Raw genomic sequence first — 14,028 nt, 5'->3', positions numbered from 1 at the left:
AGGTCGTTAGGGTTTCACCCATGGCGGTTGGTCCTCCTGAATCAGGTTCTGCCAGGAACTCTCTGATTTATCAGTAGGATACCAACCGCCATCTTCATTTCCAGGGCTGCCCGGTGAATATCAGGGGCTGACGCCCCCGGAGTGCCTCGGCTATCGAACACCAGTCCAATCAGTACTGAAGCTTCATAAAACGGGCGCCTCAAGGGCGCCCGCTTTCGTATTACTTCACACTCAGAAGCGGTCGACGCGGAACGGGGCCATGTCCACCGCGGGTTCTTCGCCATCCATCATCTGGGCAAGCAGCTCACCGGTAGCCGGGCCCAGGGTAAAGCCCTGGTGGCCGTGGCCGAAGGCGAGCCACAGCCCCGCCTTGTCGGGGGCCGGGCCGATCACCGGCTTCATGTCGGGCAGGCAGGGCCGGGCCCCTTTCCAGGGCTGGCCGTCGCGACGCTTGCCCAGCGGGAACAGCTTGCGTGCCACCTTCTCGGCGGCGGCCAACTGCTTGTACTGGGGCGGCGAGTCCAGGTCGGCAAGCTCGGCGCCGGTGGTCAGGCGAATCCCGGCGCGCATCGGCTCGAGCAGGAAGCCCTTTTCGGCATCCATCACCCAGTGGTTGAGCTTGGCTCCCTCTTCCGCGGAGTAGTGCATGTGGTAGCCGCGCTTCACGAACAGCGGCACTTTCGTGCCCAGCCTCGCCAGCTGTTCTCCGGCCCAGGGCCCCAGGGCCACCACCACCTCATCTGCCTCCAGGGCCCCCTCGCTGGTCTTGACTCGCCAGCCGCCCTCTACCTGGAGCACGTCCTCGACGCTGGCCTGCATCACGCGGCCGCCCTGTTCCACAAAGCTGCGGGCGTAGGCCTGCACCAAGCCGCCCGGGTCCGAGACCATCCAGGGCTGCGTCCAGTGGATCGCCCCGATCAGCCCCTTGCCCAGATACGGCTCCTTGGCGTAGAGCGCCTCGGCGTCAAGCACCTCATACTCGACCCCGAAGCGCTCGTGGTTCTCCCTGGCCATTTCCTGGCGCTCCTCGAACTCCTTGCGGGTGCGGTAAAGCTCCAGCCAGCCGCCCTTGCGCACCAGCGCCTCGGCGCCGGCGGCCTCGATCATCGGCGCGTGGGCATCCTGGCAGCGCATGATCAGTGACGCCCACTCGTTTACTATGCGCTCGTAGCGCTTACCGCTCGAGTTCAGCCAGTAGTTCAGCAGCGGGCCCGCCGCGTTCATCATGCCGGTGGGGCGGTAGCGGATATCCACCTTGCGGTTAGGCAGCACCCGCAGCAGGGTGCCGACATCACGGGGGAAAGCGTAGGGGCGCACCGCCTCGCGCTGGATGATGCCGGCATTGCCGAAGGAGGTCTCGAGCCCCGGCTCGCGGCGGTCCACCAGCGTGACGTCATGACCGCGACGCACTAGATGCCAGGCCACTGAAACGCCGACCATGCCGGCACCAAGAACGATGATATTGCGGGTCATGAAGGTCTCCCTGCCGATGGATACAGAAAGCTCCGCCGCGGGGCAGAGCCTGTCAAGCAAGGAGTTTAGCAACGCTTCCCAGAAAATCGGATATGCGCTGATAATTAAGATGATGGTTCTATAGTAAGCTCAAAAGGCAGAATTATTGTTCGGAAAAATGAAGGAGAGATAGAATAATTGCCGATCCGTACTCCTGGGGTTGTCCAGTGCCTGCTCGGTACGTAGTCGGCGCACCCGCTTGCCGAGGTCTTCGCCCCGACGGCGCGCCTTCGCTAAGTGGATTCAATCACACGGGATCTTCTTCATGCGCTCTTCGGCGCGCTTCACCGTTTTCATCTTCTCCGGCCGCTTCATGGCTTTCCAGTGGCGTATCTCTTCCACCGTGCGGCCGCAGCCGGTGCACAGGCCTCCTGACAGTTGGCAAACGGAGACACAGGGGCTTTCGATCTTCTTCGCCATTCAATGCCTCGTTGGCTTGCTGCGTAGCCGACGCTGCCAGTCGCCGCCGTGTTCCCGCTGGCACGCTTCTTCGCTGTCGAAATCGAGATGCCGCGAGATGTCGCCGACATCGAGGCCGGCCTCGGCCAATGCCTCGGCGGTCAGGTCATCAATGTGGCGTCGGGCATCGCCCTTCAGGGCATTCGCCAGGTTGGGGTGGGTATCGAACACCCAGGTGACCACCAGGCTCTCGGGAAAGCGCTGGTAGTCGACCTCGTGTGTCAGCCAGCTAAAGCCGGGCAGCAGAGGCTTGGCATGCTCGCAGGCGTGGGTCAGTGAAGCGGTCAATCGTCGCTCCATCTTGCCGCGTTCTTTCTTGGCAATCATTCACTCTCCAAACTGTTCTGCCTGCCACGGTAGCGCTCGGCACCATAGGTCGTGCAGCTTACGGTAAAAACTGCCGAATCATCTCCTCCCGCTCCATCTTCAGCATTTCCCCCAACATCGGGTCAGCGTTTTCGCTGGCTTGCCACTCCAGCAATAGCGCTTCGGCCTCGGGCGATTCGGCCAGGCGGGCCGCCAGGATGTGATTGGCATCCGGGGGGGCACTCGCCTCGCTGGCGTAGGCGTTCTCCACTTCCTCGTAACAGGCCAGGGCTTCTGCCGTGGCTCCTTCCAGGCGCTCGTGCACCATGCAGCGCAGCAGCATTCCTTCCTTGTGCAGTTCCCCTTCCTGCAGCTCATCCAGGTCGTCCTTGGCTTCCTCATACCGGCCGAGGCTGGCGAGGAGCTGTGCACGGCTGTTGAGCAACGCGGGATCGTTGGGGTGTCGTTCCAGTCCTTCCTCGTAGATCGTGAGCACTTCTTCGAGCTGCTGCGTATCGCCGCGTGCTTCGACGAGGGCGGCGCCGGCACGCTCCAGGTAATGCGCCGGTGGCTCGCCGTTGACCGGTGAGCAGGCAGTGAGCAGCAGGGCGGCGATCGAGATGAACAGGATTTTCTTCACTGCGCTTCTACCTCGATCTCGAAGCCGATTTCTGACGTGCCGGAAGTCAGGTGCCCCGAGCCACTGGAGAAGAAGTAGCCGCCAATGAGTTGTAGCGTCAGGCGGCGGGGCGGCATGGGCAGGGTGAAGGTAACATGGCCGATGGGCTCGAAGTCATCTTCTGGCCAGGCGGCAACGCCTCCCCTGGCGAGATCCTGCTTGGCGATTTCCTGCATACCATCGCGCAGTGCGGCCGAAACGAACCAATCGACGGAACCGAGCCGGCTGGCAGCGGTTCTGCCCATGGCGCTAACGCTCAACGTATCGCCGCGTAGTGTCACATGCCCGCGCAGGTTATAGGAGGCGTGAACGCCTACCCCTTCCACGAGCAGGTAATCGGGCCTGACCTTGTAGAAGGGCTCGGAGAACTCGCGATACTTCAGCGCAGGTACTTCGATGTCCTTCGGCTCGGTTTCGGTGGTCAGCGTGGAGAGAAAGTCGCCGAGCAGCGTGTAGCCGTCTGCAGTGGGGCGGGTAGGTGCTTCGCTCATGCCGGCTGGCTCCCCTTGATGTAGACCTGGAGGTTCTCGGGCTTGTCGTGGTCGGGCACCAGGCGTGTCAGGCCCTGGGCGTCGCTGACGCCGCGGATCTGCTCGCCACCCTGCCGCACGATGAGATACTCCATGCCGGCGACGGGCTTGCCGGTGGCGTCGACGAGGCGAAAGCGCTCGTTGTAGCGCTTGGGCATCTCGGTGAGCAGGCTGGCAGCCGCCGCACGAGGCGAGCCGACCTCGGTGCTGCAGCCGGTAATGACCTGACCGCCGCAGGAAGTGGCGCTGCCATGTATGGCCGCAGGCGAGCCCTCCACGGCATACCAGGCCACCCCGGCGGTGATGGTGGCACCGCAGGAGCTCTTGTCGCCGACCCGGGCGATGGGAATGCCATCCACCTGGGCCATGGACGCACCGGAAACGATGCGATGCGGCCCGCCCTTGCAGGAGCAGGCCACCTTGTCGCCGATCTTCGCTAGATCCATGGGAGATTCCTTGCTCCATCGCGATGTGGCGAGTTTATGAGCTTTGTCTATGGCCGTGCCACCCGTTGGAGCGATCGCCACACATCTCCTACGCGTATGTAAGCGATTGCCCACACTGGTGCGATCGCAGGCGCAGGACCTGAGGGACGGCCCCTGGCGAATTCCTACATTTTTCTCGACGTTGATCGCTTGTGCGCCGAAAAAGGCGCCGAGGCCGCCCCTATGGGGTCAGACCCCAACCAAGTCACGAAGCCCATCATGGTGCGCCTTGCGAGCGGATTCGACGCCGCCGGGGTCTGACCCCATAGGGACCGGCAGCGCTGGCAGCCTGCCATCCATCCAAGCCCAACATATTGATAATGCCAGAAATATTTCTGGGGATGCCTCAGGAACGGCCCCGATTCCGAGAGCCTCAATGCCATCCACGGTGGTTCGACGTGAACGCACCATCGGGGGCCCGGCCGACGGATCACCACCCCGCGCCGGCTCATCCGCTTCAACGGCCTGATGGCCGTGTTGCTTTTCTCTGTGGCGGCAGTGATCCTTCATGATCATGTTCATTTGCCGATCGTCACGGACACGGCCCACTGAACGTCGCATGAGGAACGCGTTATGCCATTGGAACTCTGGCTCTCCTTCTGCCTGGCCTCGCTGTTGATCATCGTTTCCCCCGGTCCTGCCGTGGCCCTGCTGGTCGCCACCGGGGTCAACCGTGGGCGGCGGGCCGCCCTGGCCATGTTGCCGGGCTTCTTCGTGGGTGACCTGCTGGCCATGACCCTGTCGTTCGCCGGGGTAGGCGCGCTCCTGATGAGCTCCGCCGAACTGTTCCAGGTACTGAAGTGGGTCGGGGCCGCCTATCTGCTCTACCTGGGCATCAGGATGTGGCGCGAGGCCGGCCGACTGGGCGATCTGCAGCCTTCGGGCACGGACATCCGGCTCGGCACGGCCAAGGCGTTTCTCGTCACCGCGCTGAATCCCAAGAGCCTGGCCTTCTTCATGGCCTTCATGCCCCAGTTCGTGACGCCGCACCAGCCCCTGTTGCCGCAGTTGGCCATCCTGTTCTCAACCTTCCTGGTCATCGGCGTGCTCAGCGATCTCGCCTACACCTTCCTGGCCACCACCGGCGGCCAGCTGCTGAGTGCCCGGCTTCGCCGTATCCTGCACCGCACCGGAGCCGGCAGCCTGATCGGGGCCAGCGCCCTGATCGCCGCCATGCGTCGACCCTGAGGGGCATGGACGAGAGATAGCCGCTTAGGTGCCCTCGGCACTGGATGCCTTGAAGGAGTGGCCATCACCCCATGAGGTCTGCATCAGACAGTACGATCGCAGCGCCGGCTCATTGAGGGACGCGGTTACAGCCGTACCAGCATCTTGCCGGTATTGGCGCCTTCGAACAGCGCAAGGAAGGCGTCCGGCGTGCGCTCCAGCCCCTCTTCGACGGTTTCCGTGTAGTCGATCTCGCCCCGGGCGACCCGCGGGCCGACCTCTTCCAGGAAGCGCGGATAGTCGGCCCAGTGATCGAAGATGATGAAGCCCTGCATGCGCAGGCGCCGGATCAGCAGCATCGCGAGGTTGCTCGGCCCCGGTGCCGGCTCCTCGGCGTTGTAGTGGGCGATCATCCCGCACACGGCGATACGGCCGCCGGTACGCAGGGTGTTGAGGGCCGCTTCCAGGCAGACGCCGCCGACGTTCTCGTAGTAGACATCGAAGCCTTCGGGGCAGGTGGCAGTGAGTGCTTCGGTGAGCTGTCGGGTATCACGATCGCGGTAGCTCACCGCCTTGATGCCGTGGGATTCCAGCCACTCGAGTTTCTCGGGTGCCCCGGCGATGCCCACCACGGTGCCACCCCGGGCCTTGGCCAGTTGAACGGCCAGCGAGCCCACCGCGCCGCTGGCAGCGCTGACCAGCACGTTGTCGCCGTCGCGCATCTCGGCGATCCGGTTCAGCCCGGTCCAGGCGGTCATGCCAGGCATGCCGAGCACGCCTAGGTAGGCCTGTTCGGGTACCTCGATGCTTGGCAGCGGCTCCACCTGGTCACCCGGCAGCTGGGCGATGTCTCGCCAGCCGGCCATGTGCCGCACCTTGTCGCCCACGGCCAGGCGGGAGTCGCGGGACTCGATCACCTCGCCCACCGCGGCGCCTTCCAGCGGTTCGTCGATGACGAAGGGGTCGACGTAGGTCTTCACCCCGCTCATGCGCCCGCGCATGTAGGGGTCCACCGACAGCCAGGTGTTGCGGATGCGCACCTCGCCCTCGGCCAGGGCGGGAAGCTCGGTCTCGTGCAGCTCGAACAGCTCTCGGTGCGGCGTGCCCTGGGGAAAGTCGTGGATGGAGAAGTAGCGTGACTGCATGGTGTTTCTCCTTCATAAGACGATGAACACGCCAGTTTAGGGCAGCGGAGAAAAGAAGGACAGGTCCTCATTGTTGCTGATCCTGTGGCACTGAATCTCGTCTGCCCGCTATGGTGTTGCTATTGATAGGGCACAGGCTGGTAGGTGGCCGTATGGATCAGCGGATGAGCTTGATCACCCTAGGGGGGGGGTGATTTTCCCCATCGATGACCAGGGCAACACCTGGCTTGGTTGTGGTAATCAGGGGCAGTAGTGCTTGCAGTTTCGCTCTTGCGAGAGGCAAGGGCGGTAGGTTCGCATTCTGATACTTGGACAGGATAATAGTTTAAAAACCGCCACTTGCGGATCACTCCGGGTGGCGGTATTGCCTTGCAGGGCCTCCTCGGCCGCGATCGCCGCGGGAAGAGGTGGCGCCGTTCAGCTGCGCAGCTTGCGGACGTTGGATTGCGTCTTGGTGCTGTATGGCTTCAGCGCCGCTGCGGTGATTCGCGCGGGGTCGGCACCATTGGCCGCCGCCACTGCTGCTCGCTCGGACGCTGTGGCGTAAATCGTCGCCTTCTCCATCACCATGCCCATGGCTTCGGGGGCGGTCATGGCGCCGCTGGCCATCATCATGGTGCGACGGGCGATCACCTCAGCGGCAGAAAGCATCATCATGTTGTAGGAAGATGCGACCTTCATCCATGCGACCATCATGTCCATCGGGTTGTACTTCATTTCGTCTGGTACTCCTCATTCCTTTTACCGTCGGCTTGGTGCTTGTTCATGAACCCTGCTCCTGTGGATGGCGGATATCGCCGCCCGAACCTCGCCATGGAGTCATCGAGAAGCGGGGTAGGTTCAAGATAGCGTTGCCTGCGATCGGTGTCGGTGCGCTGACACACCCTCGGCATCCCGATGGCTTCCGTTATTGCCGATCAGGCGTTGCCAGTTCTTGGCCAGTGCGCCGACTTTCTGCAGTGATCGGTAAGCCCATCGGAATCCCGTCACACTTGTTACTCCCACCGTTCGGTCATCCGGCACTACGTTTGTCCCATGACCTCGATATCTGACGAAGGGAGGGCAAGACGATGACGACACACAAGACCGGAACACGCGAAGAGTGGCTGGCCGCACGACTTGAACTGCTCGAGGCCGAGAAGGATCTCACGCGGCGCAGCGACGAACTGGCGCGGTGGCGGCAGGAGCTGCCGTGGGTGCGGGTCGACAAGAAATACCGGTTCGAGACCGATGAAGGGAGTGCCTCGCTGGCGGATCTCTTCCAAGGGCGTTCGCAGCTCCTCGTTTACCATTTCATGTTCGGACCCGACTACGAGGCGGGCTGTCCCTCCTGCTCATCGATCGCCGATGGCTTCAACGGCTTTGCGGTTCACCTGGCCAACCACGATGTGATGCTGTGGGCGGTGTCGCGGGCGCCACTCGAAAAGTTGCAGGCATACAAACGGCGATTGGGCTGGACCTTTCCCTGGGCGTCCTCGCATGGCAGCGACTTCAACGGCGACTTCAATGTGTGGTTCTCCGAGCAGCAGCAGCGTGAGGGGAGCATCGAATACAACTACCAGCGCGAGCCGGTGGTGATTGAGTGGCGCGCGGGCCAGGAAGGCAGCGAGGGGGCGGAGGACCAGTTCGCCGCCATGTGTGGAACCGACTCGGCCACGTTCCAGCGCGATAGGCCGGGCATGAGCGCGTTCGCGCTCGAGGACGGCGTCATCTATCACACCTATTCCACCTATGCGCGCGGACTGGACGGCCTGTGGGGCATGTACCAGTGGCTCGACCGCGCGCCCAGGGGGCGCAATGAGACAGCGGGCGTCTGGTGGCGCCGCCACGATGAGTACGATAAGCGCTGAGTCAGGTGGTGGGGGGAGTTGGCGCGATAGAGCGTAGATCGGGCTTGATCAGCGCGGCGAACGCCTTGGCCGTGTCGCTGCCGTCGTCGGCCAGATAGATGTGGGTCCGGCCCAACGGTGGCAGGCCCCAATGCTCCGGCACTTCGACGAGATCGCGGTCGGCTAGCGATCCGGGCAGGGCCGCCACCGCGAGGTCCGCGCGCAGGGCGGCTACCTGGCCCATCGAGGTGTCGCTGGAATAGGCAACCCGATAGGACCGCCCGACCCCCTCCAGGGCGCCGAGGGCGGCGTCGCGCCAGGCACAGCCCATCTGGGCCACGGCAAGCGGCAGTGGGTCTTGCTCCACGGCACGGCCGCCGTCCCGCATCAACCAGCGGAGCTCTTCGGAATAGAGATCCCGCGCCGGGACCAGCGGTGAGCCTGCCTCGTTGAACAGGGCGAGATTGGCATCGCCTTCCGCGAAGAGACGTTGCACCGTTTCACTGGAATCGAGCCGGACGTCCACGCGAATCCGGGGATGCGTCTCGGCCATCCGCCGGAGTAGCCCCGGCACCAGAGAAACACCGAGGTCATGGGGAGCGGCGAGACGCAGGCTCCCGGACAACGGTGAGCCGTGGAACACCGCCATCGCCTCGTCGCTGATCCCGACCAGACGCCGCGCGAAGCCGAGCAGCACTTCTCCCTGGTCGGTCAGGCGGACGCGGCGCGCATCGCGATGCAGCAACCGGACGCCGAGCTGCTCTTCCAGCTTGCCGACCTGCAGACTGACCGCCGAGGGCGAGCGGTTCACGCGCGCCGCGGCGCGCCGAAAACTCCCCGTTTCGCAGATCGCAACGAAGGTTCGGGCGGCGTCTAGATTGAGCGTCCGGGTGGCGGGATGCGGATCGCCGCTCGGCCGGTTGGTTGAGGTTTCCTGATTCATTGACTGAGAACATATCGTTTTTCTCAACATCGGTCAAAGCCTACGCTCCTATCGGAAACGAAGCCGAAAGGAGTGGCTATGTCACCGTTACCGAAAGCGCGCGTGCTCGGTCTTGTCTGGGCCGCGACCGCCATCGCCATCTGGTCCGGGTCGCTGGTCATGTTGCGGCTCGGCGTGACGACGAGCCTGAATGCCTACGACCTGACCGCGCTTCGCGTCGGTGTCGCCGCGTTGGTCCTGGTGTCGGTCATCTGCCGGCGCGGCTTTGCCCTGGAGCGGCTGGGCGCTAGAGGAGTCCTGGCCATGGTGGTCGGCTTCGGGGCGCCGTATATCCTGCTCATCTCGCTCGGCCTGGGAACCGCGCCGGCATCGGCGGCCGGCTCCCTCAATCCCGGGGTGATGGCGGTCGTCTCCATGCTACTTGGCTGGAGGCTCTGCGGCGACGGGATCGGCCCCGCACGGGTCGCCGGGGTCGTGGCGATCCTGGTCGGTGCGTCTTTCTTTGCGGGTGTGCCAGGGGCGGAGACGGGGTCGGTCGGCCATCTGATCCTGATCTTCACCGGAGTGATGTGGGCGGGGTACGCGCTGGTCGTCCGCCGGGCCGGCATCCCGGCCCTGCACGCCACCGCCATCGTCGCCGTGGGCTCCGCCATCCTCTACCTGCCGGTCTACGTCGCGGTCCTGCCCACGCAACTACCCGCCGCCCCGATGCCCGACATCGTGGCGCAGGCGCTATTCCAGGGCGTGCTCGTCAGCGTCGTCGCGGTTTTCGCCTTCAACCGCTCCCGGGAGTTGCTCGGGCCGGTCGTGGGCGCGACCCTCCCGGCCCTGATTCCGCTGGTGACCCTGGGCCTCGGCGTGGTCGCATTGGACGAGGCGGCGGGCGCTCGAGACCTCGCCTCGGCGACGCTGATCGGCGTGGGTGTCGCACTGACCCTCACTGGCCACGCGCCTGGCCGTTGGCCCGGAATGGCCCTCTTCAGAAGAGTCTTCCGTGACGCCTGATGCGGAGGCGAGGTGCGCCCCGAACGTCTCCTCGTAGATCTCGCTGATCCAGTCGACGAACCCCCGCACGCGCGGCGACAGGCAGCATGGCGCCGACGGCAAGGGCCAGCAGGCCGCCGAGCAGTCTCCGACGCGACAGGGGGTGGGGTTCCGGGAAGATGGGCACCCCGGGAGGGCTTGCTGTTAGCAGTGTGGACGGCCTGCGGCGGCGGGGTGGCGTTCGGCTACGCTTAGGCCAGTGGAAATCGGGAGTCTTTCAGGGACAGACCCTCATGGCCTGAGGGAATGGGACACCTGCCGGTAAGGAGGTCTATCTCGTGACGACGACACCGCATCCCGTCATCCGCCTCGAAACGCCCCACGACGCCGAGACCATCGAGGCCGTCACCGTGGCGGCCTTTCGCGAGGCGCCACATAGCAGCCATACCGAGCAGCATATCGTGCGGGCGCTGCGCGAGGCGGGGGCGCTGAGCGTGTCGCTGGTGGCCGAGTGCGACGGCGAGGTGGTGGGGCATGTGGCGGCGTCGCCAGTCACCTTGTCGGACGGCTCACCGGGCTGGTTCGGGCTGGGGCCGGTATCGGTGCTGCCGGCGTGGCAGGGCAGGGGAATCGGCTCGGCGCTGGTGGCGGCGTGCCTGGCGCGCCTGCGGGAGCGTGGCGCCCGGGGCTGTGTGCTACTGGGTGACCCCGGCTACTACCAGCGCTTCGGCTTCCGCTCTCTGCCGGGGCTCATCCTGCCCGGCGTGCCGCCGGAATACTTCATGGCCCTCTGTTGGACCGACGAACGGCCCCAGGCGCGGGTGGCCTTCCATCCGGCCTTCGCGGCGACGGCCTGATCACCGGCGCTAATCCGAAATCAGGGACAGACCCTCATTCCCTCATGATGATACTGCGCACAAGGTTGTCAGTTGACAACCTGCCAAGATGCACCCTATGCTGGCGCCAGGAGCTTGGATGACGCGTTCTCGCCATAGCAAGAAGGAAGGCGAGGCTGCCTTGGTGAATGCCGCTGTGGCGAGTTCTGTATCGTGAGCGTGTGGAGCACGCCGTGTCGTCGACAACTGTACGGGTGGCCCATCCTCTGAGGAGGACGACAAACCATGACCCACTACGACTTTACGCTGAAATTTGCCGTTCCTGACGCGCTCGACATGGAGACGCTGGAAGCCCGCCTCTTTGAGGCGGGCTGTGACGATGCGCTGGTCGGGCTCGGGCAGAAAGGCCGTCTGGCTCTGGAGTTTTCACGTGAAGCGGCCTCGGCCCATGAGGCGATCACCAGCGCCATGGCGGATGTGAAGCGTGCCATACCAGAGGCGCGCCTGATCGAAGCCGGGCCCGACCTGGTAGGTGTGACGGATATCGCGGAGCTGTTCGCGTTCAGCCGCCAGAATATGCGCAAGTTGCTGCAGTCACACCTGGCGACCTTTCCGTTGCCGCTGCATGAGGGGCGCGCCTCACTCTGGCACTTGGCCGAGGTGCTGGAGTGGTTCCGTACCCACCAGCACAAGGCTATCGATGAGGCCCTGCGTGAGGTGGCCCGAGTCAGCATGCAGGCCAACGTCGCTCGCGAGACCCGTCGTCTGCCGCCAGAGGAGATCCAGCGCTTCGACGCGCTGGCCTCGTGACCGCTTCTCCCTTGCCTGGCCTGCCGCCCCTGACCTTCCCTCATTCCTGAAAGCGGAGCCGCTGCGTGACCCGGCACTACACAGAGAGATGAACGGTATGTCGGACTGGTTTGGGCTGGGGCCGGAGTACTTTATGGCTATCAATTGGCGCGACGAATGGCCCCAGCGGGATGTGGCCTTCCATCCGACCTTTGCGGGGACGGCCTGATTATCAGCGGCGACCGGTGAACCGGCTTGCTCTTGCGGCAACGGATGCCCTATACGGGTGGGACCCACCACACGAGGTTTGCATGACACAGCCCGACCGCACAGCCTGCCCCTGCGGCAGCGGCCGGCCCCTCGCCGGCTGCTGCGGGCGCTATCATGCCGGCGAGCCGGCGCCGACCCCCGAGGCGCTGATGCGTTCGCGCTACAGCGCCTTCGCTCTCGACCTCCCCGACTACCTACTGGCGACCTGGCACCCGAGCAGCCGTCCATCGAGCCTGGAACCGCACGCCGCGACCACCTGGAAGCGTCTCGAGGTGCTCGACAGCGGCGAGGAGGGCGAGCGGGGATGGGTACATTTCCGCGCCACCTTCCGCGAGGGCAAGCGCTGGTCGGTGCTGGAGGAGTCGTCGCGCTTCGTGCGCGAGGCGGGGCGCTGGTTCTATCGCGATGGCAGCCCCACCGTCCACCGACTCAAGCCCGGCCGCAACGCGCCCTGCCCGTGCGGCAGCGGGCGCAAGTTCAAGGCCTGCTGCGGCCAAGCATGAAGGATCAGGACTGCGTCGACTTGCTGCAGTGGGCCCTGCCCCGCCTCAACATGCGCTGGCGGGGGGTTCGCAAGGTCCGTCGCCAGGTATGCCGGAAGGTGCAGCAGCGCATGGACGCGCTCGCCATCGAGGACGTCGGCCAGTACCGGCAGTACCTGGACGCGCACCCGCAGGAGTGGCAGGTGCTCGACGGCTTCCTGCCCATCACCATCTCGCGCTTCTGGCGCGACAGGCGGGTCTTCGAGCTGCTCGAGCATCGCTTTCTCCCCGAGTTGGCCCGGCGGGCCCGGGAGGAGGGCGCCGCTGCCCTGGCGCTGTGGAGCCTGGGATGCGGCGCCGGGGAGGAGCCCTACACCTTCTCCATCCTCTGGCGTGAGCGCCTCCAGTCGCGCTTCCCCGGCCTGGGCCTGACGATCCTGGCCTCGGATATCGAGGCGCACCAGCTCGCTCGTGCCGAGCAGGCCTGCTACCCGGCCAGCGCCCTCAAGGACCTTCCCCGGCCGCTGAAAGGCGCCGCCTTCGAGCGCCGTGACGCGCTCTACTGCCTCAAGCACGAGTACCGCCGGGCCGTCGAGCTGGAGCGTCGCGACATTCGCGGGGAGTTCCCGGCTCGGCGCTTCCACCTCATTGCCTGCCGCCACCTGGCGTTCACCTACTTCAACCGGGAGCTGCAGTGCGACATCGCCCGTCGCCTGCATCGTGCCCTGCACCCCGGGGGCCTGCTCGTGCTGGGGAACAAGGAGGCGCTGCCGGAGGAGGTGCCTGGGTTCGAGCCCTCCCATGGGCAGGTCCGGGTCTACCGGCGCCGGGAAGGCGAGGATACGGAATACCCCTGATCGATCACCAGGCTCACCGCATCCGCCTTGAATTCATCGGAAAACCGACGTCGAGTCTTCTTGGTCATGAACACCTCCATTGCCTCCCTTATGAGGCTTATCGAGGTGTCCGCTCCAATTGAACCACTTCATTATGAGGCTTATCGGGATGAGGCTTATCGGGGTGTCCGCTCCAATTGGACCACTTCAAAGCGACAGGGATCTGGGAAGGCCACTCGGGACGCAGCACCGTCCACATCGGGCCCTACAAGCTCAACGACGAAAGGATTGATCGGCCGACGCGCCACTACACCATACCGTATGGCGCGTGGAAGGAAGTGGAGGAGATGGTCGGGTTCGTCGGACCGACCGATCGTGCCGAACCCGTGGAGATGGCCCTCGGCGCCGTGGCCGCCTGCTTGTCCAACAGCATCGCTCTCAACGCCCACCGGCACGGCATCAATCTCGGAGGCTTCGAGGTCAAGGTTTCATGCAATGTCGATCCGAGCGTGCTGTTTGAGGTGAAGGGGCCGGAAGCGCACACTTCGTGCATCCCGAAGATCACGTCGGAAGTTAAGGTCAAGGGCGATCTGAGCGAGGAGCAGCTGAAGACGATCGAGCGGCTCATCCAGCATTCGCCTGTCCACGGCATGATCGAGTACGCCAACGCGGTCGAGTCCAAAGTGACGAGGGCCTGAGCCAGTCCGCATACGGGCGGGGCGGCTGCCCCGCCCGAGCGCCGGCGCATCGTCGCGCAGCGCGACCCGGTTCAAGGC

General features: G+C 64.8%; 17 protein-coding genes and 1 pseudogene. 8 read left to right on the top strand and 10 right to left on the bottom strand.

Annotated features, from left to right (window positions below; translation table 11 throughout):
• Positions 1 to 231 precede the first annotated feature (231 nt).
• From MKP05_RS15955 to MKP05_RS15930, 6 genes are all read right to left on the bottom strand, one after another.
• Positions 232 to 1,473: an NAD(P)/FAD-dependent oxidoreductase gene (locus MKP05_RS15955; protein ID WP_240569229.1), complete on the bottom strand. Its 1,242-nt coding sequence runs from the start codon at positions 1,471 to 1,473 to the stop codon at positions 232 to 234.
• 282 nt (positions 1,474 to 1,755) lie between these two features.
• Positions 1,756 to 1,932 carry a DUF1289 domain-containing protein gene (locus MKP05_RS15950; protein WP_240569228.1) on the bottom strand — a complete coding sequence of 59 codons (177 nt, stop codon included), beginning with the start codon at positions 1,930 to 1,932 and terminating at the stop codon, positions 1,756 to 1,758.
• Complete coding sequence (locus MKP05_RS15945; RefSeq protein WP_240569227.1) at positions 1,933 to 2,298, bottom strand: hypothetical protein; 366 nt, start codon at positions 2,296 to 2,298, stop codon at positions 1,933 to 1,935. It lies immediately after the preceding gene.
• 58 nt (positions 2,299 to 2,356) lie between these two features.
• Positions 2,357 to 2,917 (bottom strand): tetratricopeptide repeat protein, encoded by a 561-nt coding sequence (locus MKP05_RS15940; protein WP_240569226.1) that lies wholly within the window; start codon positions 2,915 to 2,917, stop codon positions 2,357 to 2,359.
• Positions 2,914 to 3,447: a hypothetical protein gene (locus MKP05_RS15935; protein ID WP_240569225.1), complete on the bottom strand. Its 534-nt coding sequence runs from the start codon at positions 3,445 to 3,447 to the stop codon at positions 2,914 to 2,916. The genes MKP05_RS15940 and MKP05_RS15935 overlap by 4 nt, the downstream gene beginning before the upstream one ends.
• Entirely contained in the window at positions 3,444 to 3,932 is a 489-nt protein-coding gene (locus tag MKP05_RS15930; protein ID WP_240569224.1) for a PAAR domain-containing protein, read from the bottom strand. Before MKP05_RS15930 ends, MKP05_RS15935 begins: the two co-directional genes overlap by 4 nt.
• Before the next feature lie 612 nt (positions 3,933 to 4,544).
• Here MKP05_RS15930 and MKP05_RS15925 point away from each other — a divergent pair.
• Positions 4,545 to 5,159: a LysE family translocator gene (locus MKP05_RS15925; RefSeq protein ID WP_240569223.1), complete on the top strand. Its 615-nt coding sequence runs from the start codon at positions 4,545 to 4,547 to the stop codon at positions 5,157 to 5,159.
• Between the two features lie 125 nt (positions 5,160 to 5,284).
• Here MKP05_RS15925 and MKP05_RS15920 read toward each other — a convergent pair whose 3' ends face one another.
• Together MKP05_RS15920 and MKP05_RS15915 are read right to left on the bottom strand one after the other, a co-directional pair.
• On the bottom strand, positions 5,285 to 6,283 hold the full coding sequence (locus MKP05_RS15920; protein ID WP_240569222.1) for an NADP-dependent oxidoreductase: 999 nt from the start codon (positions 6,281 to 6,283) through the stop codon (positions 5,285 to 5,287).
• Positions 6,284 to 6,700: 417 nt separating this feature from the next.
• Positions 6,701 to 7,000, bottom strand: a complete 300-nt coding sequence (locus MKP05_RS15915; protein ID WP_240569221.1) for a hypothetical protein — start codon at positions 6,998 to 7,000, stop codon at positions 6,701 to 6,703.
• A 353-nt stretch (positions 7,001 to 7,353) separates the two neighbouring features.
• Between MKP05_RS15915 and MKP05_RS15910 the strand changes: the two genes are divergently transcribed.
• Positions 7,354 to 8,133, top strand: coding sequence for a DUF899 domain-containing protein (locus MKP05_RS15910; RefSeq protein ID WP_240569220.1), 780 nt, complete (start codon positions 7,354 to 7,356; stop codon positions 8,131 to 8,133).
• 1 nt (position 8,134) lies between these two features.
• Here MKP05_RS15910 and MKP05_RS15905 read toward each other — a convergent pair whose 3' ends face one another.
• Entirely contained in the window at positions 8,135 to 9,055 is a 921-nt protein-coding gene (locus tag MKP05_RS15905) for a LysR family transcriptional regulator (RefSeq protein ID WP_240569219.1), read from the bottom strand.
• A gap of 78 nt (positions 9,056 to 9,133) precedes the next feature.
• Between MKP05_RS15905 and MKP05_RS15900 the strand changes: the two genes are divergently transcribed.
• The 5 genes from MKP05_RS15900 (at position 9,134) to MKP05_RS15880 (ending at position 13,273) form a co-directional block, all read left to right on the top strand.
• Positions 9,134 to 10,060 carry a DMT family transporter gene (locus MKP05_RS15900; protein WP_240569218.1) on the top strand — a complete coding sequence of 309 codons (927 nt, stop codon included), beginning with the start codon at positions 9,134 to 9,136 and terminating at the stop codon, positions 10,058 to 10,060.
• A 317-nt stretch (positions 10,061 to 10,377) separates the two neighbouring features.
• A complete protein-coding gene (locus MKP05_RS15895; protein ID WP_240569217.1) occupies positions 10,378 to 10,896 on the top strand; it encodes a GNAT family N-acetyltransferase in 519 nt (172 codons plus the stop codon).
• A gap of 264 nt (positions 10,897 to 11,160) precedes the next feature.
• On the top strand, positions 11,161 to 11,685 hold the full coding sequence (locus tag MKP05_RS15890) for a helix-turn-helix transcriptional regulator (protein ID WP_240569216.1): 525 nt from the start codon (positions 11,161 to 11,163) through the stop codon (positions 11,683 to 11,685).
• Between the two features lie 290 nt (positions 11,686 to 11,975).
• Positions 11,976 to 12,437 carry a YchJ family protein gene (locus tag MKP05_RS15885; RefSeq protein ID WP_240569215.1) on the top strand — a complete coding sequence of 154 codons (462 nt, stop codon included), beginning with the start codon at positions 11,976 to 11,978 and terminating at the stop codon, positions 12,435 to 12,437.
• Entirely contained in the window at positions 12,434 to 13,273 is an 840-nt protein-coding gene (locus MKP05_RS15880) for a CheR family methyltransferase (protein ID WP_338072360.1), read from the top strand. Before MKP05_RS15885 ends, MKP05_RS15880 begins: the two co-directional genes overlap by 4 nt.
• Here MKP05_RS15880 and MKP05_RS15875 read toward each other — a convergent pair.
• A pseudogene (locus MKP05_RS15875) lies at positions 13,240 to 13,341 on the bottom strand (transposase); the annotation flags it as partial. The gene MKP05_RS15880 and the pseudogene MKP05_RS15875 sit on opposite strands and share 34 nt — an antisense overlap.
• A 108-nt stretch (positions 13,342 to 13,449) precedes the next feature.
• On the opposite strand from MKP05_RS15875, the gene MKP05_RS15870 reads away from it, so the two are divergent.
• On the top strand, positions 13,450 to 13,950 hold the full coding sequence (locus MKP05_RS15870) for an OsmC family protein (protein ID WP_240569214.1): 501 nt from the start codon (positions 13,450 to 13,452) through the stop codon (positions 13,948 to 13,950).
• The last annotated feature ends 78 nt before the right edge of the window (positions 13,951 to 14,028 follow it).

The sequence above is a fragment of the Halomonas flagellata genome (genome assembly GCF_022487945.1).
In the GTDB taxonomy this organism is placed as follows: domain Bacteria; phylum Pseudomonadota; class Gammaproteobacteria; order Pseudomonadales; family Halomonadaceae; genus Halomonas; species Halomonas flagellata.
The sequence above is the reverse complement of the archived record's forward strand: the minus strand, read 5'-3'. Positions and strand labels throughout refer to the sequence as shown.